Source organism: Pseudomonas sp. QTF5, from assembly GCF_000512695.2.
GTDB lineage: Bacteria > Pseudomonadota > Gammaproteobacteria > Pseudomonadales > Pseudomonadaceae > Aquipseudomonas.
The window spans coordinates 36064-58405 of sequence record NZ_AZRW02000039.1; the positions used below are offsets into that span (position 1 = coordinate 36064).

24 protein-coding genes and 1 pseudogene are annotated in these 22342 nt (G+C 58.0%); 19 read left to right on the forward strand and 6 right to left on the reverse strand.

What is annotated here, in order from left to right; genetic code table 11:
• Positions 1–121: 121 nt before the first annotated feature.
• Positions 122–1018: a LysR substrate-binding domain-containing protein gene (locus IC37_RS23575; RefSeq protein WP_030127975.1), complete on the reverse strand. Its 897-nt coding sequence runs from the start codon at positions 1016–1018 to the stop codon at positions 122–124.
• 106 nt (positions 1019–1124) lie between these two features.
• On the opposite strand from IC37_RS23575, the gene IC37_RS23580 reads away from it, so the two are divergent.
• From IC37_RS23580 to rpoS, 8 genes are all read left to right on the forward strand, one after another.
• Positions 1125–2237: an S-(hydroxymethyl)glutathione dehydrogenase/class III alcohol dehydrogenase gene (locus IC37_RS23580; protein ID WP_007907184.1), complete on the forward strand. Its 1113-nt coding sequence runs from the start codon at positions 1125–1127 to the stop codon at positions 2235–2237.
• 8 nt (positions 2238–2245) lie between these two features.
• Complete coding sequence (gene fghA, locus IC37_RS23585) at positions 2246–3091, forward strand: S-formylglutathione hydrolase (protein ID WP_030127974.1); 846 nt, start codon at positions 2246–2248, stop codon at positions 3089–3091.
• A 53-nt stretch (positions 3092–3144) separates the two neighbouring features.
• Positions 3145–3618, forward strand: a complete 474-nt coding sequence (gene ispF / locus IC37_RS23590; RefSeq protein ID WP_030127973.1) for a 2-C-methyl-D-erythritol 2,4-cyclodiphosphate synthase — start codon at positions 3145–3147, stop codon at positions 3616–3618.
• Positions 3615–4673, forward strand: coding sequence for a tRNA pseudouridine(13) synthase TruD (gene truD / locus IC37_RS23595; protein WP_030127972.1), 1059 nt, complete (start codon positions 3615–3617; stop codon positions 4671–4673). The genes ispF and truD overlap by 4 nt, the downstream gene beginning before the upstream one ends.
• Positions 4661–5410, forward strand: coding sequence for a 5'/3'-nucleotidase SurE (surE, locus tag IC37_RS23600; RefSeq protein ID WP_030127971.1), 750 nt, complete (start codon positions 4661–4663; stop codon positions 5408–5410). The genes truD and surE overlap by 13 nt, the downstream gene beginning before the upstream one ends.
• A 41-nt stretch (positions 5411–5451) precedes the next feature.
• On the forward strand, positions 5452–6087 hold the full coding sequence (locus IC37_RS23605; protein ID WP_177318845.1) for a protein-L-isoaspartate(D-aspartate) O-methyltransferase: 636 nt from the start codon (positions 5452–5454) through the stop codon (positions 6085–6087).
• A gap of 209 nt (positions 6088–6296) precedes the next feature.
• Positions 6297–7154, forward strand: coding sequence for a peptidoglycan DD-metalloendopeptidase family protein (locus IC37_RS23610; protein ID WP_030127969.1), 858 nt, complete (start codon positions 6297–6299; stop codon positions 7152–7154).
• A gap of 106 nt (positions 7155–7260) precedes the next feature.
• A complete protein-coding gene (rpoS, locus tag IC37_RS23615; RefSeq protein WP_030127968.1) occupies positions 7261–8268 on the forward strand; it encodes an RNA polymerase sigma factor RpoS in 1008 nt (335 codons plus the stop codon).
• Between the two features lie 486 nt (positions 8269–8754).
• Here the strand turns inward: rpoS and fdxA are convergent, their stop codons facing one another.
• Together fdxA and mutS are read right to left on the reverse strand one after the other, a co-directional pair.
• The gene (fdxA, locus tag IC37_RS23625) at positions 8755–9078 is read right to left on the reverse strand and encodes a ferredoxin FdxA (RefSeq protein ID WP_003222178.1); all 324 of its coding nucleotides are present in this window, start codon (positions 9076–9078) and stop codon (positions 8755–8757) included.
• 142 nt (positions 9079–9220) lie between these two features.
• Complete coding sequence (mutS, locus tag IC37_RS23630; RefSeq protein WP_030127967.1) at positions 9221–11800, reverse strand: DNA mismatch repair protein MutS; 2580 nt, start codon at positions 11798–11800, stop codon at positions 9221–9223.
• Between the two features lie 208 nt (positions 11801–12008).
• Here mutS and IC37_RS23635 point away from each other — a divergent pair, with 208 nt between their 5' ends.
• The 6 genes and pseudogenes from IC37_RS23635 to recX all read left to right on the forward strand — a co-directional run bounded on the left by IC37_RS23635 (position 12009) and on the right by recX (position 15945).
• Positions 12009–12743 carry an XRE family transcriptional regulator gene (locus tag IC37_RS23635; protein WP_030127966.1) on the forward strand — a complete coding sequence of 245 codons (735 nt, stop codon included), beginning with the start codon at positions 12009–12011 and terminating at the stop codon, positions 12741–12743.
• Positions 12744–13234: 491 nt separating this feature from the next.
• On the forward strand, positions 13235–13585 hold the full coding sequence (locus IC37_RS23640) for a phage holin family protein (protein ID WP_030127965.1): 351 nt from the start codon (positions 13235–13237) through the stop codon (positions 13583–13585).
• A 71-nt stretch (positions 13586–13656) separates the two neighbouring features.
• Positions 13657–13749: pseudogene (locus IC37_RS30705) on the forward strand (lysis protein); the annotation flags it as partial.
• 80 nt (positions 13750–13829) lie between these two features.
• Positions 13830–14330, forward strand: a complete 501-nt coding sequence (locus IC37_RS23650) for a CinA family protein (protein WP_030127964.1) — start codon at positions 13830–13832, stop codon at positions 14328–14330.
• A gap of 83 nt (positions 14331–14413) precedes the next feature.
• The gene (gene recA / locus IC37_RS23655; protein WP_007947175.1) at positions 14414–15466 is read left to right on the forward strand and encodes a recombinase RecA; all 1053 of its coding nucleotides are present in this window, start codon (positions 14414–14416) and stop codon (positions 15464–15466) included.
• A gap of 8 nt (positions 15467–15474) precedes the next feature.
• A complete protein-coding gene (gene recX, locus IC37_RS23660) occupies positions 15475–15945 on the forward strand; it encodes a recombination regulator RecX (protein WP_030127963.1) in 471 nt (156 codons plus the stop codon).
• Between the two features lie 43 nt (positions 15946–15988).
• On the opposite strand, the gene IC37_RS23665 is transcribed toward recX, so the two are convergent.
• Positions 15989–17107, reverse strand: a complete 1119-nt coding sequence (locus tag IC37_RS23665) for an LOG family protein (RefSeq protein WP_030127962.1) — start codon at positions 17105–17107, stop codon at positions 15989–15991.
• A gap of 486 nt (positions 17108–17593) precedes the next feature.
• Between IC37_RS23665 and IC37_RS23670 the strand changes: the two genes are divergently transcribed.
• Entirely contained in the window at positions 17594–17788 is a 195-nt protein-coding gene (locus IC37_RS23670; protein ID WP_007907277.1) for a hypothetical protein, read from the forward strand.
• Here the strand turns inward: IC37_RS23670 and IC37_RS23675 are convergent, their stop codons facing one another.
• On the reverse strand, positions 17789–18214 hold the full coding sequence (locus tag IC37_RS23675; protein ID WP_030127961.1) for a PA3611 family quorum-sensing-regulated virulence factor: 426 nt from the start codon (positions 18212–18214) through the stop codon (positions 17789–17791).
• A 189-nt stretch (positions 18215–18403) separates the two neighbouring features.
• Here IC37_RS23675 and IC37_RS23680 point away from each other — a divergent pair, with 189 nt between their 5' ends.
• The 3 genes from IC37_RS23680 (at position 18404) to IC37_RS23690 (ending at position 20380) form a co-directional block, all read left to right on the forward strand.
• Positions 18404–19147, forward strand: a complete 744-nt coding sequence (locus IC37_RS23680) for a tRNA-uridine aminocarboxypropyltransferase (protein WP_030127960.1) — start codon at positions 18404–18406, stop codon at positions 19145–19147.
• Positions 19148–19291: 144 nt separating this feature from the next.
• Positions 19292–19942, forward strand: a complete 651-nt coding sequence (erdR, locus tag IC37_RS23685; protein ID WP_030127959.1) for a response regulator transcription factor ErdR — start codon at positions 19292–19294, stop codon at positions 19940–19942.
• 75 nt (positions 19943–20017) lie between these two features.
• A complete protein-coding gene (locus IC37_RS23690) occupies positions 20018–20380 on the forward strand; it encodes a diacylglycerol kinase (RefSeq protein WP_008153979.1) in 363 nt (120 codons plus the stop codon).
• Here IC37_RS23690 and IC37_RS23695 read toward each other — a convergent pair.
• On the reverse strand, positions 20377–21303 hold the full coding sequence (locus tag IC37_RS23695; RefSeq protein WP_030127958.1) for a LysR family transcriptional regulator: 927 nt from the start codon (positions 21301–21303) through the stop codon (positions 20377–20379). The genes IC37_RS23690 and IC37_RS23695 overlap by 4 nt on opposite strands.
• Before the next feature lie 121 nt (positions 21304–21424).
• Between IC37_RS23695 and fpr the strand changes: the two genes are divergently transcribed.
• Positions 21425–22204 (forward strand): ferredoxin-NADP reductase, encoded by a 780-nt coding sequence (fpr, locus tag IC37_RS23700; RefSeq protein ID WP_030127957.1) that lies wholly within the window; start codon positions 21425–21427, stop codon positions 22202–22204.
• Positions 22205–22342: the final 138 nt, after the last annotated feature.

Genomic DNA, 22342 nt, shown 5'->3' on the forward strand with positions numbered 1-22342 from the left:
ACACTTGATCTCGGACGAGCACAAATAATATGTTCACTGAAGATCCACTGTGGGAGCGGGCTTGCTCGCGAAAGCGGTAGTTCAAGCAATCAATCCCTGGCAGACACACCGGTAGATTTTTCTAAGTTCGATACTCCGGCCGTTCGGCCAACCCTTCCTTCAAATAATCCACCAACTTGCGCACCTTCGGCGACAGATGCCGTTGCTGTGGGTAAAGCGCCCAAACCGCTGTGTTTGGCGGCTGGTGTGCTTCCAGCAGCGAAATCAATTCGCCGTTTTTCAGGTATTCCAGCACGTAGTAATCCGGCAACTGACACAACCCAACCCCTTGCAGCGCGGCATCCAGCACTGCCTGCCCACTGTTGCAGCGCCAGTTTCCCTGCACGCGCTGGGAAAATTCCCGCCCGTTCTGTTCCAGTTGCCAGATGTCCGAGCTACCAATGAGGCAGTTATGGCGACTCAGTTCCGACAAGCTGTGTGGGCGACCATACCGTTCCAGGTAGGAAGGTGAGGCGCACAGGTACATGCGCCGTGGTGCCAGACGTGTCGCCACCAATCTTGAATCTTGTAGACGGCCGAGGCGGATGGCCAGGTCCAGCCCTTCATGCACTAGATCGAGCGGTCGGTTGCTCAGCTCGATGTCGACGCGCAGTTGCGGATACAACCCCATGAAGCGAGTCACCAGAGGCACGATGAATCGTTCGCCATAGGCCACGGCACAGGTCATGCGCAGCATGCCCTTGGGTTCGCTGGTCAGGTCGCCGACAGCGCGCAACGCTTCCTCGCGACCGTCCTGCAAACGCTGGCAATGTTGCAAAAAAGTTTGCCCGGCCTCGGTCAGCGTGACCCGGCGGGTGCTGCGATAGAGCAAACGGGTTTGCAGGCGCTCTTCCAGCCGTACGATTTGGCGACTGATGTGAGAGGAAGACACCCCAAGGCGCTCGGCCGCAGCGGTGAATTGGCTGCATTCGGCGACGGCGACGAACTCATCGATGCCTTCCCAGCGGTTTTCGGACATCAGGATTATCCCTGTATGGCAATAATGTTTTGCTTTTGTCCAGATTATTCATCGTAAGGCGCTGTATTACACTCCTTGTCTCGTTTTTATTCACTGGAGAGTCAGCATGATCAAGTCGCGCGCCGCCGTTGCCTTCGAGGCCAAGAAACCCCTCGAGATCGTTGAAGTCGATGTCGCCATGCCCAAGGCTGGGGAAGTCCTGCTGCGCGTCGTCGCCTCCGGTGTTTGCCATACCGATGCCTACACCCTCTCGGGCGCTGACCCGGAAGGTATCTTCCCGTCGATCCTGGGTCACGAAGGTGGTGCGGTGGTCGAAGCGATCGGCGAGGGCGTGACCTCGGTCGCGGTCGGCGACCATGTGATCCCGCTGTACACCCCGGAATGCGGCAAGTGCAAATTCTGTCTGTCGGGCAAAACCAACCTCTGCCAGGCGATTCGTGCGACTCAGGGTAAAGGCCTGATGCCGGATGGCACTTCGCGTTTTTCCTACAAGGGCGAAACGATTTTCCACTACATGGGCACCTCGACTTTTTCCGAGTACACCGTGCTGCCGGAAATCTCCGTCGCCAAAATTCCTAAAGAAGCGCCATTGGAAAAAGTCTGCCTGCTGGGTTGTGGCGTCACCACTGGCATCGGCGCGGTAATCAACACCGCCAAGGTCAAACCGGGTGACACCGTCGCCATCTTCGGCCTGGGCGGCATCGGTCTGTCGGCTGTGATTGGCGCGGTCAAAGCCAAGGCAGGGCGGATCATCGCCATCGATATCAACCCGGCCAAGTTCGAAATCGCCAAGCAATTGGGCGCTACCGATTGTGTAAACCCGAAAGACTTCGATCGTCCGATTCAGGAAGTGATCGTTGACATGACCGATGGCGGCGTCGACTTTTCCTTCGAATGCATCGGCAACGTCCAGTTGATGCGTGCTGCACTTGAGTGCTGCCACAAAGGCTGGGGTGAGTCGGTGATCATCGGCGTAGCCGGTGCCGGTCAGGAAATTTCCACCCGTCCGTTCCAGTTGGTGACCGGTCGAGTCTGGCGCGGCTCGGCGTTCGGTGGTGTGCGCGGGCGTACCGAGTTGCCAAGCTATGTCGAAATGGCCCAGACCGGCGAGATTCCGCTGGATACCTTCATCACCCACACGATGGGCCTGGAAGATATCAACAAGGCGTTTGACCTGATGCATGAAGGCAAAAGCATCCGTAGTGTCATCCATTTCTGAGGTCGGTCATGAGCCTGGAAAATATCTCCTGCCAGAAAAGCTTCGGCGGCTGGCACAAACGCTATCGGCACCGCTCCGACGTGCTCGGTTGCGACATGGTGTTTGCCGTGTACCTGCCGCCGCAAGCGGAGCAGGGCGGTAAACTGCCGGTGTTGTACTGGTTGTCCGGCCTGACCTGTACCGACGAGAACTTCATGCAAAAGGCCGGCGCCATGCGCATGGCCGCCGAGCTTGGGCTGATCATCGTCGCACCGGATACCAGCCCTCGCGGTCCTGATGTGCCGGGTGATCCGGACGGTGCCTGGGACTTCGGTCTCGGTGCCGGGTTTTATCTGAATGCCACGCAGGAACCGTGGTCCAGGCACTATCGGATGCATGACTATGTCGTGCAGGAATTGCCGGCATTGGTCGAAGCGCATTTCCCGACATCGGACAAGCGTGGCATCAGTGGTCACTCCATGGGCGGCCACGGTGCGTTGGTCTGTGCGTTGCGCAATCCGGGGCGTTATCTGTCGGTGTCGGCGTTCTCGCCGATCAACAATCCGATTGATTGCCCTTGGGGCCAGAAAGCCTTTTCCCGTTACTTGGGAGAAGACCGTTCGAAGTGGCGCGAATGGGATGCCTGTGCATTGATCGCCGAGGCTGACGAGAAGCTGCCGCTGCTGGTCGATCAGGGTGATCGCGATGATTTTCTGGCCACCCAGCTCAAGCCTGAAACCTTGCAACAGGCCGCCAAACTGGCGGGTCATCCGCTGACGTTGCGTCTGCAACCGGGCTATGACCACAGTTATTTCTTCATCGCCAGCTTCATTGACGACCACCTGCAACATCATGCGCGTGTGCTAAGCGCCTAATGTCCGACAAAGCAGGTAGAATCACGCCCTGACAAAAATCGGGGCGTTTTTTTATGCGTATTGGCCACGGCTATGATGTGCACCGTTTCGCTGAAGGCGATTTCATCACACTGGGCGGCGTGCGGATTGCACACAGCTTCGGGCTGCTCGCCCATTCCGACGGTGATGTCCTGCTGCACGCCTTGAGCGATGCCTTGCTCGGTGCTGCCGCGCTGGGTGATATCGGCAAGCACTTCCCGGACACCGACCCGCAATTCAAGGGCGCCGACAGCCGTGTGCTGTTGCGTCATGTCGTCGCACTGATCCACGCCAAAGGCTGGAAAATCGGCAACGTCGATAACACCATCGTCGCCCAGGCCCCGAAAATGGCCCCGCATATCGAATCGATGCGCGCGCTGATTGCCGCGGATCTTCAAGTTGAGTTGGATCAAGTGAACGTGAAAGCTACCACCACCGAAAAGCTCGGCTTTGTCGGTCGCGAAGAAGGCATTGCCGTGCATGCCGTTGCCTTGTTGCTGCGCGCATGAACGAGGCGCAATTGCTTGGCCCGCGGGCCTATGGTGAGGCGCTCGGCAGCGCGGTACTGAAAGCCACCGCGGAAGATTTTCAGGTCGATGAGGTGCTTGATATCCCCCTCAGTGGTGATGGCGAACACCTGTGGATCTGGGTGGAAAAGCGCGGTCTGAATACCGAAGAAGCGGCACGGCGCATCGCCAAGGCAGCGGGTGTGCCGTTGCGCACCGTCAGCTATGCCGGCCTCAAGGACCGTCAGGCGCTGACTCGCCAGTGGTTCAGCGTGCAACTGCCGGGCAAGGCCGATCCTGATCTGTCGGCGGCGGAAAACGACACGCTGAAAATCCTCAAGACCGGTCGGCACAAGCGCAAACTGCAACGCGGTGCCCATTCGGCCAACGGCTTCACCTTGCGCTTGACCCAGTTCGCCGGTGACAAGGCGGCGATCGAAGAGCGTCTGCAACTGATCGCCAAGCAAGGTATCCCCAATTACTTCGGCGCCCAGCGTTTCGGCTTTGATGGCGGTAACGTAGTCGACGCTCGTGCCTGGGCGGCGCGCAAGGCCCTGCCGGAGCAACGCAATGTGCGTTCGCGTTTGCTCTCCACCGCGCGGAGTTTTCTGTTCAATCAAGTGTTGGCGGCGCGCGTCGCCGATGGCACCTGGCAGCGCGCTCAGGTGGGCGATCTGCTGGCCTTCACCGACAGCCGCAGTTTCTTCCCGGCAGGTGAAGCCGAATGCAGCGATCCTCGTCTGGCCATTCTCGACCTTCACCCCACCGGCCCACAGTGGGGTGAAGGTGACTCGCCGGCAACGGGCGCTGTCCATGAACTGGAGCAGGCAATCGCCGCGCGCGAAGCGGATCTGCGCGATTGGTTGATTAACGCCGGAATGAGCCACGAACGTCGCATCCTGCGGCTGCCCATTGGTGGGTTGACGTGGCATTATCCCGAGCCTGACATTCTGCAACTGGAATTCGTCCTGCCGGCCGGATGCTTCGCCACCGTATTGGTGCGTGAACTCGTCGATCTGGTGCCGGTGGGGCAGACGGACAGCCCATGCGTATTCTGATTTCTAACGACGATGGGGTAACCGCACCCGGTCTCGCCGCGCTTTATGCTGCGCTGGCGGATTACACCGAATGTGTGGTTATCGCCCCGGACCAGGACAAAAGCGGCGCCAGCAGCTCGCTGACGCTCGACCGTCCGTTGCACCCGCAAACCCTGGCCAATGGCTTTATCAGCCTCAACGGCACACCCACCGACTGCGTGCACCTGGGCCTTAACGGCTTGCTGGAGCTCGAGCCGGACATGGTGGTTTCCGGCATCAACCTGGGGGCCAACCTGGGGGATGACGTGCTGTATTCCGGCACCGTGGCGGCGGCCCTCGAGGGACGTTTCCTTGGGCGTCCTTCGTTTGCCTTTTCGTTCGTCTCACGGCAAGTAGAGAACCTTCCCACGGCCGCTTATTTTGCGCGCAAACTGGTAGAGGCTCACGCGGACCTTGAACTGCCACCGCGCACGGTACTGAACGTGAACATTCCCAACTTGCCGCTGGAGCACATCCGCGGTATCCAGCTGACCCGCCTCGGCCATCGCGCTCGCGCTGCGGCACCGATGAAAGTGGTCGACCCGCGCGGTAAATCCGGTTACTGGATCGCGGCGGCGGGGGACGCTGAAGATGGCGGCCCGGGTACTGATTTCCATGCGGTGATGCAAGGCTATGTATCAATCACGCCACTGCAACTGGATCGCACCTTTAATGATGCCTTCAGAAGTCTCGACGGCTGGCTGGAGGGGCTGCGTTAATGGCTCGTGAACAAGACGATATTCTGCATCGCGGTATCGGGATGACCTCGCAGCGGACCCGTGAGCGTCTGATTCAGCGCCTCTATGAAGAGGGAATCTCCAACGCCAAGGTGCTGGAAGTCATCCGTCGCACCCCGCGTCATCTGTTCGTCGATGAGGCGCTGGCTCATCGTGCCTATGAAGATACGGCGCTACCGATCGGGCATAACCAGACCATCTCCCAGCCTTATATGGTGGCACGCATGAGCGAGCTGCTGCTGGAAGCCGGTCCGTTGGACAAGGTGATGGAAATCGGCACCGGTTCGGGTTACCAGACGGCCGTGCTGTCGCAATTGGTCGAGCGGGTTTTTTCCGTGGAGCGCATCAAGGTTCTGCAAGACCGGGCCAAAGAGCGCCTGGTGGAGTTGAACCTGCGCAACGTGGTATTTCGCTGGGGCGACGGTTGGGAAGGCTGGCCGGCATTGGCGCCGTACAACGGCATCATCGTCACCGCCGTGGCCACTGACGTGCCTCAGGCGCTGCTCGATCAGTTGGCACCGGGTGGGCGGCTGGTGATTCCGGTCGGCTCCGGTGAAGTTCAACAATTGATGTTGATCATCCGTGAGGAACAGGGCTTTTCCAGGCGTGTTCTGGGGGCGGTGCGCTTTGTACCATTACTCAACGGGCCGTTGGCCTGAGCATTTGTTTAGGCGCGCTGAATTCTCTTCGATTGCCCGGGTCTTACAGCGGCATCGATTGGTTAAACGGAATTCATCGTCAGGCAGCAAACGTGTGCGTGAAGCGAATCCGCTTCATTAAAGGTAAAACCTGTGGCCCGTTATACTTGCGACATTTCGTGCCGGAGCACGGCAATTCATATTTTCAGCCACCACAAAGGGAGCGGCGGGTGAGTCTCACAGTCATTGCGCAGCGAATGGGTATAACGAGCTTTCAGCGTCTGGTGACTGGCCTTGTCTTGAGTACCTTGCTGGTCGGATGTTCCAGCACCAAATCAGGGAGTGCGAGCGTCGTCGATCGCAACAACGCGGTCGCTCAGCGTCCGGCCGTGACCACCGGCCAGTATGTTGTCCGCCCCAAGGACACTTTGTTCTCCATCGCTTTTCGCTACGGTTGGGACTACAAAGCCCTCGCGGCACGGAACAACATTCCTACGCCTTATACGATCCATCCGGGTCAGACAATTCGCTTCGACGGTCGCAGCGGTTCAACACCGACGACGGTAGTGAGTTCATCCAGTTCCTCGCCTTCATCGTCGAGTAAAACCACGGTAATTCGGCGTCAGGCAAATGGCGCGACGACCACTACAACAGTGCTTGCACCGTCCGTCGCCAACAAACCGGCCCCCGCTCCACTGCCTCCTGCCGGTCCGGCCCCGACGGGCTGGGGGTGGCCTTCTAGTGGCATTCTGATTGGTAAATTCTCTTCAAACGGTAGTTTGAATAAAGGAATTGATATCGCCGGAGATTTGGGACAGCCTGTTTTAGCTGCGTCTGATGGGACGGTGGTATACGCCGGGAGTGGCTTAAGGGGCTACGGCGAATTAGTCATCATCAAACACAGCGATACCTACGTCAGTGCCTACGGACATAACCGCAGGCTGTTGGTTCGGGAGGGGCAGCAGGTCAAAGTCGGACAGACAATTGCCGAAATGGGGTCAACGGGTACAGACCGGGTGAAACTGCATTTTGAGATTCGCCGACAAGGTAAACCTGTAGATCCGCTGCAATTCCTGCCACGTCGTTGATTTGTTAGCCAGCCTGTTCCGTCACGTAGAGGGAACAGGCTCCAGCGTTGCCAAGGATCAAGGCGCCGCTTGAGCTTGAGGTCGAACTCACCAAAGGACTATAACAATGGCTCTCAGTAAAGAAGTGCCGGAGTTTGACATCGACGATGAGGTTCTCCTGATGGAGACCGGCATCGCCACGGACTCGATGTCGAATGAAGAAGGGGATGCACCACCTTCCGTTCGCGCCAAATCCAAACACTCCGCTTCGCTTAAGCAACACAAGTACATCGACTACACACGGGCACTCGATGCCACGCAGCTGTACCTCAACGAAATCGGCTTTTCCCCATTGCTCTCCCCGGAAGAAGAAGTTCATTTTGCGCGCTTGTCGCAAAGTGGCGATCCGGCCGGACGCAAGCGCATGATTGAAAGCAACCTGCGGCTGGTGGTGAAAATCGCCCGGCGTTACGTCAATCGTGGGCTGTCGCTGCTGGACCTGATCGAAGAGGGCAACCTCGGCCTGATCCGGGCAGTAGAAAAGTTCGATCCCGAACGCGGATTCCGCTTTTCGACCTACGCCACCTGGTGGATTCGTCAAACCATCGAGCGCGCGATCATGAATCAGACCCGGACCATCCGGTTGCCGATCCATGTGGTCAAAGAGCTCAACGTGTACTTGCGAGCTGCACGGGAGCTGACTCAAAAGCTCGATCACGAACCCTCACCCGAAGAAATCGCGAACCTGCTGGAGAAACCGGTAGGCGAGGTCAAGCGCATGCTCGGCCTGAACGAGCGGGTTTCTTCGGTCGACGTCTCGCTGGGTCCGGATTCGGATAAAACCCTGCTGGACACCCTGACCGACGACCGCCCTACCGATCCATGCGAACTGTTACAGGACGACGACCTGTCACAGAGCATCGATCAGTGGCTCTCGGAGCTGACCGACAAGCAACGCGAGGTGGTCGTACGCCGCTTCGGCTTGCGAGGTCATGAGAGCAGCACGCTTGAAGACGTAGGCCTGGAAATCGGCCTGACCCGGGAGCGGGTCAGGCAAATTCAGGTTGAAGGCCTCAAGCGTCTTCGGGAGATCCTCGAGAAAAACGGCCTGTCGAGCGAGTCGCTGTTCCAATAAGCACCTCGTTCACCGGTTACAAAAAGCCCCGACTGACTCGGGGCTTTTTGTTGCCGGGAATATGAGATGTGCGTTGTTTTCAGCACCACCTCAAGTTTGTAGTCTCGCGTTGTAAGTCTTTGCTTACTCTTTCGTAAGTGTTCGTTATTTTTACACCCTGGCAGTTGTCTATTTAGCTTGTGGTGTTTATTTATCTTGTTGATTTATATGATTATTTTTTTAGATTAACGACGTATGACAGACGATGTTAGCGACAGAGGCCGATTGCCCTTGGTGGGGAATTCTCTAGTATCTGAACTGTGTCGACGGATAGACACGCCCTTCAAGGAAGAGGGGAATGGATATCGCAGGGAGCGATTCATCAGGACGATGAAAAGGAACACAAGGAATAGGGAAAAAATGTGGGCGGGTCATACCGCCCCTTTTTTTTTGCCTGCAGAAAAGCAAAAAGGCCCACAAGGGGCCTTTTCTAGAGCGCGAGGGTAATCAGCGTTCGAGGTCTTTAATCTTGCCTTTGACGCCATCCCACTCTTCGGCATCGGGCAACGATTCTTTCTTCTCGGTGATGTTGGGCCAGATTTCCGCCAGCTCAACGTTCAGCTGAATGAATTCCTGCATATCTTCCGGAACTTCATCTTCAGAGAAGATGGCCACGGCAGGGCATTCTGGTTCGCACAGTGCGCAGTCGATGCACTCATCCGGGTGAATCACCAGGAAGTTCGGGCCTTCGTAAAAGCAGTCCACCGGACAGACTTCTACGCAGTCGGTGTACTTGCACTTGATGCAGTTGTCGGTGACGACGAAGGTCATTTCTAATTCTCTCCTCAGGCGGCGGCAGCGGAGCCCCTTCAGGACGGGGTCGCCAGGTTCGGGAGCGATAGTCTGCAGGCCAGGCTATTAGCCTGCAGCATCCCAAACCGCGCGAGATTCTAACAGCTTGCAGGCAAGTGCGTTAGATCCGTGTCTTTAATGTATAGAGCATTTCGAGTGCTCGACGCGGTGTCATGTCGTCCAGATCAAGTTTGGCCAGTTCATCCAGTACCGGATGCGGCAGGCTGGCGAACATGTCGCTCTGCTGCGGCGTGACCGGTTTGCCTTTGACCGGCTTCGGAACCTCATGAGGCAACGCTGTGGATTCCAGTCGGCTCAGATGTTCGCGAGCCCGCACGATCACTTCGCTCGGCACACCGGCCAACTGAGCAACCGCCAGGCCATAGCTCTGGCTGGCAGGCCCAGGCAACACGTGGTGCAGGAACACGATGCGGTCATTGTGTTCGGTGGCATTGAGGTGCACGTTGGCTACTAGTGGCTGGGCTTCCGGCAGCACTGTCAGCTCGAAATAGTGGGTAGCGAACAGTGTATAGGCCCGTAGGTACGCCAGACGCTCAGCGGCGGCCCAGGCCAGGGACAGACCGTCGAAGGTGCTGGTGCCGCGGCCGACTTCGTCCATCAGCACCAGGCTGCGTTCGGTGGCGTTGTGCAGGATGTTCGCGGTTTCGCTCATCTCAACCATGAAGGTCGAACGCCCGCCGGCCAAGTCATCGCTGGAACCGATCCGGGTGAAGATCCGGTCTACCAAAGACAATTCGCAACTGGCCGCCGGCACGAAACTGCCGATATGCGCCAGCAGCACAATCAATGCGGTCTGACGCATGTAGGTGGATTTACCACCCATGTTCGGACCGGTGATCACCAGCATGCGGGTGTTGTCATCAAGGTTCAGGTCGTTGGCCACGAACGGCGTGGTGAGCACTTGCTCGACCACCGGGTGACGACCCTGGCTGATGCGCATGCACGGCTCGCTGACGAAACGCGGGCAGTTCAAGTCCAGATTCAACGCACGTTCGGCGAGGTTGCTCAGCACGTCCAGCTCGGCCAGTGCGGCGGCGGTGTCCTGCAATGGCGGCAATTGGCTGATCAAGTCTTCGAGCAGCGCTTCGTAGAGCATTTTCTCCCGGGCCAAGGCACGGCTCTTGGCCGACAGCGCCTTGTCTTCGAAGGCTTTCAATTCCGGGGTGATGAAGCGCTCGGCACCTTTGAGTGTCTGCCGGCGAATATAGTCCGCGGGCGCCGATTCAGCCTGCTTGCTCGGCAGCTCGATGAAGTAACCGTGAATGCGGTTGTAGCCGACCTTGAGGTTGGCCAGGCCGGTGCGGGCCTTTTCGCGGGCTTCGAGATCTATCAGGAATTGCCCGGCGTTTTCGCTCAGCGATTGCAGCTCATCGAGCTCGCTGTCGTAACCGGTTTTCAACACGCCGCCGTCACGGATGACTGCGGGCGGGTTGTCGATGATGGCTTTTTCCAGCAACGCCGCCAGTTCCGGATAGGTGCTGGTGGTCGTCGCCAGTTGAATGATGTGTGGAGCGTCAAGTTCGGCCATCGCTACCTGCAACTCTGGCAGTGCGCCGAGGGCATCGCGCAGGCGCGCCAAGTCACGAGGACGGGCATTGCGCAGGCCGATCCGCGCGAGAATCCGCTCGATGTCACCGATTTCCTTGAGCTGCGGTTGCAGTTTTTCGAAGCGGTAACCGTCGAGCAGGCAGGTGATAGAGCTCTGGCGCGCCAGCAATACGGTCAAATCCCGCAGCGGACGGTTCAACCAGCGAGTCAGCAGGCGGCTGCCCATCGCGGTCTGGCAGCGATCGACCACCGATTGCAAGGTGTTGTCGCGACCGCCGGCCAGGTTGGTATCCAGTTCCAGGTTGCGACGGCTCGCGCCATCCAGCACCACGGTGTCGTCCAGGCGTTCATGCCGCAGACTGCGCAAATGCGGCAGGGCGGTGCGCTGGGTTTCCTTGGCATAGCTGAGCAGGCAACCGGCGGCGCCGATGGCCAAGGTCAAGTTCTCGCAGCCGAAACCTTTCAGGTCCTGGGTGGAAAACTGCTGGCAAAGACTTTTCAACGCCGAGTCGCGTTCGAAATCCCACGGCGCACGGCGACGAACCCCACGACGTTTTTCCGCTGGCAGATCTTTCGGCCAGTCGTCCGGGATCATCAGCTCTACCGGATTGACCCGCTCCAGTTCCGCCAGCAGATTTTCCCAGCCTTTGATCTCCAGCACAGTGAAGTTGCCGCTGGTGATGTCCAGCACCGCCAGGCCGAACAGGCGCTCGTCACCCAGCACCGCCGCAATCAGGTTATCCCGGCGCTCATCCAGCAGCGCTTCATCGCTGACCGTGCCGGGGGTGATGATCCGCACCACCTGACGATCCACCGGGCCTTTGCTGGTGGCCGGGTCGCCGACCTGCTCACAGATCACCACCGACTCGCCGAGCTTCACCAGTTTCGCCAGGTAACCTTCCGCGGCGTGGTAAGGAATCCCACACATTGGAATCGCCTGACCTGCCGATTGCCCACGGGCGGTGAGGGTGATGTCCAGCAACTTGGCAGCCTTCTTCGCGTCTTCATAGAAGATCTCGTAGAAGTCGCCCATGCGGTAGAACATCAGCTGGTCAGGGTGCTGGTTTTTCAGGCGCCAATACTGCTGCATCATTGGCGTGTGAGAGGACAGATCGGAGAGCGCTTTATTCATCGGATATAGGCAAATTCGTTGAAAGGTGTAGGGCAAAGGAGGGGCATCGGCCCGGCTTTTCCGCGATGGACGCAAGGTTACCATGGGCGGTCCGGCCTACGCTGGCATGAAAGCCTTGCAGAAGGTTTTCGTGATGCATGCACGATTTATGCGTTATTTATGCAATTTGGCATTTGTTTTCCGAAAAAGATCAAGCACTATGCGCGTTATGCAAAAACGCAATGTTTCTACCGTATTAAGAGCGCTGCTCGACCAGCACGGGATCTCCCCCACGGAGCTTCACCGTCGCACTGGCGTGCCTCAATCCACTCTCTCGCGCATCCTCAGCGGGAAAATCGTCGATCCTTCGGATAAGCACATCTCGAAGATTGCCGAGTACTTCGGCGTGAGTACCGATCAATTGCGGGGGCGCGCGGATGTCGCGCCGGTCGCCGGCGTCGGGCGCGGTGAACTGCATTCGGAACTCAAGGACATAAGCCTGTGGGACGACGATACGCCAGTCGATGACGACGAGGTGTCGGTCCCGTTTCTTCGCGAGGTTGAATTGGCTGCTGGATCAGGAAGATTCGTCATCGAAGAGAGCGAGCGCTCTAGTCTGCGCTTTGGCAAGCGTAGTTTGCGCCACAACGGCGTGCAATTCGACCAAGCCAAGTGTGTGACCGTGCGCGGCAACAGCATGTTGCCGGTGCTGCGCGATGGCGCCACCGTTGGGGTGAATGCCGGTAAATGCGGGATTGGCGACATCATCGACGGCGACCTGTACGCCATCAACCACAACGGCCAATTGCGGGTAAAACAGCTTTATCGCTTGCCATCCGGTATCCGCCTGCGCAGCTTCAATCGTGACGAGCATCCGGACGAGGACTACACCTTTCAGGAAATCCAGGAAGAACAGATTGTCATCCTCGGTCATGTCTTCTGGTGGGGAATGTACGCCCGCTAACATCCCCGCTGTCAGATAAAACCTGCTATCCGGCGCAATGCTGTCCACTTAAACGCGACTCTTCAATCATGCCTGCCTTTGTGGCGAGCGAGCTTGCTCGTGCTGGGGTTGCGCAGCGGCCCGATTTTTGTGAGTGCTACGCACTCAAGCGGGAGCAAGCTCCCTTGCCACAGGTTTCTCACGGACTCAACACTCCTTAAGTGAACAGCATTGCGCTACCCGACGGGTTTCGAAAACCGACCTGATGCCCTTTGTCTACCGAGCGCTCAATGCGTTTGTGCATCTCATTTGCCTAAAATAAATGCATTGATGCATTGACTGTATATGCATTAATGCATATTCTTTGTCCCAAGCCGTTCAACAAAGGGCTGTCGGCCAGGAAAGGCGCAGGACCACTTTACTGAAAAGCCTGGGTAACCCTTTTTGGAATGCCTACTGCAAGAGACACCGTTTGAACCCAACACACTTCACTCACCTCCGGGAGGCGCGACATGGCAAACGAGCAGCAAGCGTTGCTGGACATGCCGATCTGGCTGGGCATCGGTCTCGCCCTGGTGGGCGGGGTATCCGGCGAAATGTGGCGCGCCGACAAGGAGGGCGCTCGGGGCTGGTCGCTGTTGCGGCGCCTGGCACTGCGTTCCGGAGCCTGCATGATCTGCGGGATCTCGGCCATCATGCTGCTATACGCCGCCGGCGTGTCGATCTGGGCCGCAGGCGCCTTCGGCTGCCTGACGGCAATGGCCGGGGCGGACGTGGCCATCGGGCTTTATGAGCGCTGGGCCGCCAAGCGGATTGGCGTTTGCGAAGTGCCACCGCGCGATTCTCGTCCCGATCAACGGTGAAGCGGTGTCGCTGATCTTCGCGTTGCTATCAGGGAGGCCATTAATGCCTGCCATCATCGGAAAAAACCGATGCTCAACGAATTATCGCCATCACCGCCGCAGGCGATAGCGGACTGATTGCTCTGCAGGCCTGTCAGGTCTATGTCAGAGCCCTCACTCGCTAACATTTTGATCGATCCTGAACCTTGCAAGCGCGATCCGCTCGTGTACGGTAGGCCTCATTCCGCTCGATCAGGAGAGAGCCGTGAAAGATATCACTCAGCTGGCCGCTGAACTTGGCAGACGCTTGCAGGTTCTCAATGCTCACGTCACCACCGCCGAATCCTGCACTGGTGGTGGGATAGCCGAGGCGATCACCCGCATTCCTGGCAGTTCGGCGTGGTTTGAGGCCGGTTATGTCACTTACTCCAACCGCCAGAAAACCCGGCAACTGGATGTCCCGGCCGAGTTGTTTCCAAACGTCGGGGCGGTCAGTCGCGAGGTGGTCGAGGCCATGGTCCGCGGCGCGCAGGAAAAAAGCCGGGCGCGTTTTGCCGTGGCGGTGAGCGGTGTAGCCGGGCCGGACGGCGGTTCGCCGGCCAAGCCGGTGGGCACTGTGTGGCTGGCCTGGGGCGTCGGCGAGCAGGTGTTCAGCGAGGTGCAGTACTTTGCCGGTAACCGTGACGAGGTCCGCCGACAAACGGTGAAGGCCGCGCTAGAGGGGCTGCTGCGGCATGCCGCTGGAGAAATCTCAAATCAGGGGTAGGCGATCCTGAAACGCTGTGGAATAATACTGGCTACTTATACAGGTGTTGGCCGTCAGGCCTTATTGATTACGTGAGGACTTTAATGGACGACAACAAGAAGAAAGCCTTGGCTGCGGCCCTGGGTCAGATCGAACGTCAATTCGGCAAGGGTGCCGTAATGCGTATGGGCGATCAGGACCGTCAGGCGATCCCGGCCATTTCCACTGGCTCTCTGGGTCTGGACATCGCTCTCGGCATTGGCGGTCTGCCAAAAGGCCGTATCGTTGAGATCTACGGTCCTGAATCCTCCGGTAAAACCACCCTGACACTGTCGGTGATCGCCCAGGCTCAAAAAGCCGGCGCGACCTGCGCATTCGTCGACGCCGAACACGCCCTCGACCCTGAGTACGCCGGCAAACTGGGCGTCAACGTCGACGACCTGCTGGTTTCCCAGCCGGACACCGGCGAGCAAGCCCTGGAAATCACCGACATGCTGGTGCGTTCCAACGCGGTTGACGTGATCATCGTCGACTCCGTGGCGGCTCTGGTGCCGAAGGCTGAAATCGAAGGCGAAATGGGTGACATGCACGTGGGCCTGCAAGCCCGTCTGATGTCCCAGGCGCTGCGTAAAATCACCGGTAACATCAAGAACGCCAACTGCCTGGTGATCTTCATCAACCAGATCCGCATGAAGATCGGTGTGATGTTCGGCAGCCCGGAAACCACCACCGGTGGTAACGCGCTGAAGTTCTACGCATCGGTGCGTCTGGACATTCGCCGTACTGGTGCGGTGAAAGAAGGTGATGAAGTCGTCGGTAGCGAAACACGCGTCAAAGTCGTTAAGAACAAAGTGGCTTCGCCGTTCCGTCAGGCTGAGTTCCAGATTCTTTACGGTAAGGGCATCTATCTCAACGGTGAGATGATTGACCTGGGTGTTCTGCACGGTTTCGTCGAGAAGTCCGGCGCCTGGTACGCCTACAACGGCACCAAGATCGGTCAGGGCAAGGCTAACTCGGCCAAGTTCCTTGCAGACAATCCGGAAATCGCCGCGACGCTTGAGAAGCAACTGCGCGACAAGTTGCTGACCCCAGCGCCGGACGTCAAAGCATCGCCGGTCAAAGAGACGGCTGATGACCTGGCTGACGCTGATATCTGATTGCTCCGATGACGACCGCCGTACTCGATACACTCGTCGCGGTGCGGCGAACCGCAATGGACCTGCTCGCGCGACGCGAGCACGGTCGAGTCGAGCTGACGCGTAAACTGCGTCAGCGCGGCGCCCTCCCTGAAATGATCGACGCAGCACTCGACCGCTTGACGGAAGAGGGCCTGTTGTCCGAATCCCGTTACCTCGAAAGCTTCGTTTCCTACCGTGCCCGTTCCGGTTATGGCCCTATGCGTATTCGCGAAGAGTTAAGCCAGCGCGGCCTGCAACGTGCCGACATCGAACTCGCCTTGCGCGAGAGCGGTATCAACTGGCAGGGGCAGCTGGAAGATACCTGGCGGCGCAAATTTGCTGGTCACCTACCGATAGACACTCGGGAACGTGCAAAACAGGGCAGGTTCCTGAGTTATCGGGGATATTCCATGGAAATGATCAGCCACTTGTTCAGCGGCCGAGGGATGGACGATTAAATAAAACGGCCCGCTATTTCGATAGCGGGCCGTTTTTTTTGCCTTACGTCACCTTGAACGGCTCACGCGCGCGTTGTTTCGCCTGGGGTTTGGATTGGGCCCAGTTTTCCGGCAGGTTGATGTAATCCACCAACTCCCGCAGACGGCCATGATCACGGGCATTGAAAGTGAAGGCCAGTCGCGCCAGATGGCTGAACTGTGGTTCGTCGTGTTCCTCACCGCTGTAGGCGTGCTGATGGAAATGATCGCTCAGGCACAGGTCGGCGAATGCCTCCTGCATGTGTTCGAGCGCCCGGTCGCTGAGTTTGTGGTTCATGCGAATCACGAACTGATGCTTGAGCCAGCGGCTGGAGTGGAAGTTGCTGTAGAACTGATTGATCTGCTCCACTGCCTCTTCGGCACTGTAGACCAGGCTCAACAGCTTCATGTCGGTCGGCAGGATGTAAAGATTTTCCTCCAGTTGATGGTGAATGAAGTCCAGCGCGCCTTGCCAGAACCTGCCGCCTGGCGCATCCAGTAGCACCACGGGCACCAATGGGCTTTTGCCGGTCTGAATCAGAGTCAGCACTTCCAGCGCTTCATCCAGCGTACCGAAACCGCCTGGGCACAGCACCAGCGCATCGGCCTCCTTGACGAAGAACAGCTTGCGGGTAAAGAAAAAGTGAAAGGGCAGCAGGTTTCCGGTGCCATTGACCGTGGGATTGGCATGCTGCTCGAAGGGCAGGGTGATATTGAATCCCAGGCTGTGTTCCAGGCCGGCACCTTCGTGGGCCGCCGCCATGATGCCGCCGCCGGCACCGGTGATGACCATCATGTCCGAGCGCGCCAGGGCGGCGCCAAGCTCTCGGGCCAAACCATACAGTGGGTGTTCTATCGGCGTGCGGGCCGAGCCGAAAACGGTGACTTTGCGTCGCCCCTTGAACTGCTCGAGCACCCGGAAGGCATGCTCGAGTTCGCGCAGGGCTTGCAGGGTAATCTTGGCATTCCAGCGGTTGTGATCTTCCTGGGCCATGCGCAGCACAGTCAGGATCATGTCGCGGTAAATCGGGATGTTAGGGCTGTTGGGTGAAACCAGGTTGAGTTGTTCTTCGACCTTGCTGGTGAGGTCGTGGCCGCTTTCTTGAAAATGACGGCTCAGGAGGTCATTCGGTTGGTAAGGCATTCAACTTCTCCTTCTGCACAGAACCCTTGGCCCGACAAAACAGTCGTCGGCGCCGCGACACCCCTTGTGTCGCTGTCTGCCCAAGCCCTTGCCTGGGCGCTCCACCTGACTCGTTTGCAATCGAGCCATCCATACGGGCTCTGTTTATCCCTTGAATGAAAGAAACGTTCGCACAATAAGGCACGCAATGGGCAGCCCCTTTTCTGCCCTGAAAAAAACAACGTGAACACTATGAATTTAGACCCTCGCAACGATTTGCGCTGCCTGATCATTGCGCCGCAAAGTCTTTCCTGGCAACCGCTTATTGACCATTTGCAAGGTGCTTTCACCGCTCGTCTGAACGCAAGCCGCATGTCCTGCGCTCTGATTTACTAAGTGACAGGCGTACACGACAACTTTGCGTCAAAGGCAGACGCAACGTTCAAGCAATTCAGGGATTTATCGCGTGGTCAACGGTGGTCGATGCGTGCAGGGAGGCGGTAAACCATGCCCAGAGTCACTCTGGAGATCGATGCGCAACTGTATCGATTGCTGAAGTTATCAGCCGAGACCAATCATTTGAGTCTCGAAGAGGAGTGCTGCCGACGTCTGGAGGGCGGGGAGCGACGTTCGCGTTACTTGCAGGCGCTGTTGGCAGAACTGCGCGCCGAGGATGAACAGCGGCGCGCCAATTCCCGTTGATTACTTTTTCTTGGCCGGTGTGGCTTTCGGGCAATCCGATTCCTGGAAGCTTGCGGAGCCGACCGGGCGGTTGGTTTTCACTTCGGTGAAGTCGTAACGCATGATCGCGCCCTTGGCCATCAGCTTGCGGAACCCCTCGTTTCTGCAGACGGAGGCGCCAAGCTGAAAGTACACGGCTTTCGGATCGGCGCGCATCTTGTCGGCGTGGCTACTCTGAACGCTCAGGTGGTTGATCAGCTGATTGCCTTCGACGGTATAACCCTGATCCTGAATGTCTTCGTTGATCGCCCGTGGAGTGCCGACACTGCTTTGTACGGCGACGTTTCGCAGCTCTCTGTTCAGATTCTGCTCACTCAAGGACGCAGCCTGAGCACTGAAGGACGACGCCAGCAAAACGGCAGCGGTGGGAACGATAAGGCGCAGCATGAAACTCTCCTGGTTCAGTGACTGGTGGTTCGACCCGTCACGTGACTGTGCGTTCAGTGGCGGCGAATTATAGGGGAGGTGGCCTGGTCGGTACAGGCTTGCGCCGGCTGCTCTGGTAAACTGCTGGCCTTTATTGCCTTGCCGAGTGCCGTTTGTGTCGAGTTTTCCTGTCTGCGGGTGTTGCCCACGATGAACCACGCCCCCAACGCCGTAGCCCGCTTGCGCGATCAGCGAGAGGAAGAGGGCATCAAGCCGATTCAGGCCCGTGGCTGGCGAGCAACCCGTTGCCGTGCCTGCCGTGTGATCGAGAGTCACTGCCTATGCGCCTGGCGCCCGCAGGTCGACACCCGTAGCGGTGTGTGCCTGATCATGACCAACAAAGAAGTGTTCAAACCGAGTAATACCGGTTGGCTGATAGCCGATGTGGTGCGCGACAACCATGCATTCATCTGGTCGCGCACGGAAGTCGATGAACAACTGCTGGCGCTGCTGGCCGACCCGCAATGGCAACCGTATCTGGTGTTTCCAGGCGAATACGTCGAGCCCGAGCGAGTAACCCACAGCGTCGAGGTCGATAGCACCAAGCGGCCGCTGTTCATTCTGCTGGACGCCACCTGGACCGAGGCCCGGAAGATTTTCCGGAAAAGCCCCTATTTTGATGCATTGCCGATTCTGAGCCTGCTTCCCGAGAAGCTTTCACGGTACCGGTTACGCAGATCCACTCGCAGCGAGCACCTGTGCACCGCCGAAGTGGCGGCGCTGTGCCTCGATCTTGCCGGCGATACAGACGCAGCCTTGGCGCTGGACGCTTATTTCGATGTGTTCAGTCAGCACTATATGGACGCTAAGCATCAGCTGGATATGAATGTTGCAACACCGGCTCACGCCGAGCTGATGCCCTTTGTGCAGAACGTGGCGGCCGTCGTTTGCTGAGCGTCGTCCATACTGCAAAGAACAGGGCTGGCTGGCAGGGCCATGCAACTTGACCACCCTGGCTTCGCTGGGCATGCTTGGCGCCGATTTGGCGAGGCCTGAATGCATCGGGCATCCCATGAAAAAAACAGGATCATTTGAAGAATGGCCACATACGAAATCCTGATTGCCGATGACCACCCTCTTTTTCGTAGCGCCCTGCATCAAGCATTGACCCTGGGCCTGGGCCCGGATGTCCGTCTGGTGGAAGTGGCGAGCATTGCCGAGCTGGAAACCCGTTTGGACGAAAAAGCCGACTGGGATCTGGTATTGCTGGACCTGAACATGCCTGGGGCTTACGGTTTTTCCGGGTTGGTGCTGTTGCGTGGGCAGTACCCGCAGATTCCAGTGGTGATGGTGTCGGCTCAGGAAGAAGCGTCGATCATGGTGAAATCCCGTGAATTCGGCGCCAGCGGTTTCATTCCCAAGTCCAGTGATTTGAGTGTCATTCAGAAAGCCGTACGCGCGGTGCTCGATGGCGATGTTTTCTGGCCGCCCCAAGCCTTCGAAGCGGTCAGCGTTTCCGACGAAGCCAAGGCTGCCAGCGAAGGCCTTGCCAGCCTGACACCCCAGCAGTTCCGAGTGTTGACCATGGTCTGTGAAGGTTTGCTGAACAAGCAGATTGCTTACGAGTTGAGCGTTTCCGAAGCGACGATCAAGGCCCACGTCACGGCCATTTTCCGTAAGCTGAATGTGCGTACCCGGACTCAGGCAGCGTTGCTCTTGCAACAACTTGAGTCAATTTCTAGCCACTAAGGTGCTACGTGTTCACGCTTTTTTGACTTCGCTTAATCTAGCTTTCCCACTCCTTTTTGGTCAGTTGCCTACTTTATGTCACCTTTCAAAGGCCAGACCGGCCTCAAACGCATCCTCAACGCCTCTGGTTACTCTCTGGACGGCCTGCGCGCGGCCTTCACCGGTGAAGCAGCCTTTCGGCAACTGGTGTTGCTCAACGTCATCCTGATTCCGCTGTCATTCTTCCTGAACGTCAGCCGCGTCGAGCAGGCACTGCTGATTGCGGTCTGCCTGTTGGCGTTGATCGTCGAGTTGCTCAATTCGGCGGTGGAAGCGGCCATCGACCGCATTTCCCTTGAGTTGCATCCGCTGTCCAAGAACGCCAAGGACATGGGCAGCGCCGCTCAATTGGTGGCATTGAGCATGATCGCGCTGGTGTGGGCGGTGATCCTGCTTTAAGCGATGGTGGGCAGGACGATCTCGTCGCTGCGCTGAACCCCGGCGGTGAACGCGCGGCACAGTTCGAGGAATTCGCGCATCGCCGACGTCTGATATTTCTGCTTGTGCCAGATGAAATAGAACTGCCGCGCCAGGTCCAGATCCGGTGTTTCCACGGGCACCAGGCTGCCACGGCGGAACGCATCGCGCAGCGCCAGGCGCGAAATGCAGCCAATCCCCAAACCTGATTCCACCGCGCGTTTGATCGCTTCGGTGTGTTCCAGCTCCAGGCGAATGTTCAGCGCGCTGCGATGGTGTCGCATGGCCTGGTCGAACGTCAGCCGTGTGCCCGAGCCTTGCTCGCGAAGAATCCACGCCTCATGACTCAGTTCTTCCATGGTTGCTAATCCACGTTTAGCCAATGGATGCTGGGGCGCGCAGAACACCACCAGCTCATCTTCGACCCAACTCTGCACTTCGATGTCCGGATGGCTGCAGTCGCCTTCGATTAGACCCAGATCAATTTCATAATGCGCGACCTGTTGCACGATGTTGGCAGTGTTCTGCACATGCAGCTTCACCTGGCTTTCCGGATGGCGCTGCATGAAGCTGCCGATCAGCAGGGTAGCGAGGTAATTGCCGATGGTCAGGGTCGCGCCGACCGCCAGCGAGCCAAAACCGGACTTGCCATTGAGCAAGTCTTCAATCTCCTTGGCCTGGTCGAGCAGGGCCACCGCCTGCGGCAACAGCTGTTTGCCGAGGGCGTTGAGGCTCAGCCGTTTGCCGGCGCGATCGAACAGTTGGCAGCTGCACTGACGCTCTAGCTCGGTGATTGAGGTGCTCGCCGCCGATTGTGAGAGGTTGAGCGTCAATGCAGCACGGGATACGCTTTCCTGCTGGGCGACGGCGACGAATACTTGAAGTTGACGGAGAGTAAATCGCATATCGATATAACCGATAACCCTTATCTTAATAATCCAGTTAACAGATATTGTCGCTGCCATTAGAATGCGCTGCAATTGCGCACATCATCGGCGCAGGCAAATCTCCAGGAGTCCCACGTACATGAGCAACATGAACCACGAGCGTGTCCTCAGTGTTCACCACTGGAACGACACTCTGTTCAGCTTCAAGTGCACCCGCGATCCGGGCCTGCGCTTCGAGAACGGTCAGTTCGTGATGATCGGCCTGCAACAGCCCAACGGCCGCCCGCTTATGCGCGCTTACTCGATTGCCAGCCCGAACTGGGAAGAGCATCTCGAGTTCTTCAGCATCAAGGTGCCTGATGGCCCGCTGACTTCCCAGTTGCAGCATCTGAAGGAAGGCGACGAGATCATCATCAGCAAAAAGCCTACCGGCACCCTGGTGCTGGATGACTTGAAGCCTGGCAAACATTTGTACCTGCTCAGCACCGGTACCGGTCTGGCGCCGTTCATGAGCGTCATCCAGGACCCGGAAACCTACGAGCGTTTCGAAAAAGTGATCCTGTGCCACGGCGTGCGTTACGTCAATGAAGTCGCTTACCGCGAGTTCATCACCGAGCACTTGCCGCAGAACGAGTTCTTCGGCGAGGCGCTGAGTGACAAGTTGATCTACTACCCGACCGTGACCCGCGAGCCGTTCGAGAACGAAGGCCGCCTGACCGACCTGATGCGCAGCGGCAAGCTGTTCAGCGACATCGGTCTGCCACCGATCAACCCGCAGGACGACCGCGCCATGCTGTGCGGCAGCCCGAGCATGCTCGACGAGACCAGCGAAGTGTTGAACAGCTTCGGCCTGAAAGTTTCGCCGCGGATGCGCGAGCCGGGTGATTACCTGATCGAGCGTGCGTTCGTCGAGAAGTAGGTTTCGCTGAAAAATGTGGGAGCGGGCTTGCTCGCGAAGACGGTTTAACATTCAACGATGATGTTGACTGAGAGTCCGCTTTCGCGAGCAAGCCCGCTCCCACATCTATGGTTACCCCCTTTTCTGCAATACTGTTTT

Bases quoted from the DNA above. Each gene is read 5' to 3' on its own strand.
- fghA (WP_030127974.1), top strand. From the start codon at position 2,246: ATGAGCCTGGAAAATATCTCCTGCCAGAAAAGCTTCGGCGGCTGGCAC.
- IC37_RS23580 (WP_007907184.1), top strand. From the start codon at position 1,125: ATGATCAAGTCGCGCGCCGCCGTTGCCTTCGAGGCCAAGAAACCCCTC.
- surE (WP_030127971.1), top strand. From the start codon at position 4,661: ATGCGTATTCTGATTTCTAACGACGATGGGGTAACCGCACCCGGTCTC.
- IC37_RS23675 (WP_030127961.1), bottom strand. From the start codon at position 18,214: ATGCTGCGCCTTATCGTTCCCACCGCTGCCGTTTTGCTGGCGTCGTCC.
- IC37_RS23670 (WP_007907277.1), top strand. From the start codon at position 17,594: ATGCCCAGAGTCACTCTGGAGATCGATGCGCAACTGTATCGATTGCTG.
- IC37_RS23635 (WP_030127966.1), top strand. From the start codon at position 12,009: ATGCAAAAACGCAATGTTTCTACCGTATTAAGAGCGCTGCTCGACCAG.
- ispF (WP_030127973.1), top strand. From the start codon at position 3,145: ATGCGTATTGGCCACGGCTATGATGTGCACCGTTTCGCTGAAGGCGAT.
- mutS (WP_030127967.1), bottom strand. From the start codon at position 11,800: ATGAATAAAGCGCTCTCCGATCTGTCCTCTCACACGCCAATGATGCAG.
- recX (WP_030127963.1), top strand. From the start codon at position 15,475: ATGACGACCGCCGTACTCGATACACTCGTCGCGGTGCGGCGAACCGCA.
- recA (WP_007947175.1), top strand. From the start codon at position 14,414: ATGGACGACAACAAGAAGAAAGCCTTGGCTGCGGCCCTGGGTCAGATC.
- IC37_RS23640 (WP_030127965.1), top strand. From the start codon at position 13,235: ATGGCAAACGAGCAGCAAGCGTTGCTGGACATGCCGATCTGGCTGGGC.
- IC37_RS23665 (WP_030127962.1), bottom strand. From the start codon at position 17,107: ATGCCTTACCAACCGAATGACCTCCTGAGCCGTCATTTTCAAGAAAGC.
- fpr (WP_030127957.1), top strand. From the start codon at position 21,425: ATGAGCAACATGAACCACGAGCGTGTCCTCAGTGTTCACCACTGGAAC.
- erdR (WP_030127959.1), top strand. From the start codon at position 19,292: ATGGCCACATACGAAATCCTGATTGCCGATGACCACCCTCTTTTTCGT.
- IC37_RS23695 (WP_030127958.1), bottom strand. From the start codon at position 21,303: ATGCGATTTACTCTCCGTCAACTTCAAGTATTCGTCGCCGTCGCCCAG.
- IC37_RS23690 (WP_008153979.1), top strand. From the start codon at position 20,018: ATGTCACCTTTCAAAGGCCAGACCGGCCTCAAACGCATCCTCAACGCC.
- truD (WP_030127972.1), top strand. From the start codon at position 3,615: ATGAACGAGGCGCAATTGCTTGGCCCGCGGGCCTATGGTGAGGCGCTC.
- IC37_RS23575 (WP_030127975.1), bottom strand. From the start codon at position 1,018: ATGTCCGAAAACCGCTGGGAAGGCATCGATGAGTTCGTCGCCGTCGCC.
- fdxA (WP_003222178.1), bottom strand. From the start codon at position 9,078: ATGACCTTCGTCGTCACCGACAACTGCATCAAGTGCAAGTACACCGAC.
- IC37_RS23680 (WP_030127960.1), top strand. From the start codon at position 18,404: ATGAACCACGCCCCCAACGCCGTAGCCCGCTTGCGCGATCAGCGAGAG.
- rpoS (WP_030127968.1), top strand. From the start codon at position 7,261: ATGGCTCTCAGTAAAGAAGTGCCGGAGTTTGACATCGACGATGAGGTT.
- IC37_RS23605 (WP_177318845.1), top strand. From the start codon at position 5,452: ATGACCTCGCAGCGGACCCGTGAGCGTCTGATTCAGCGCCTCTATGAA.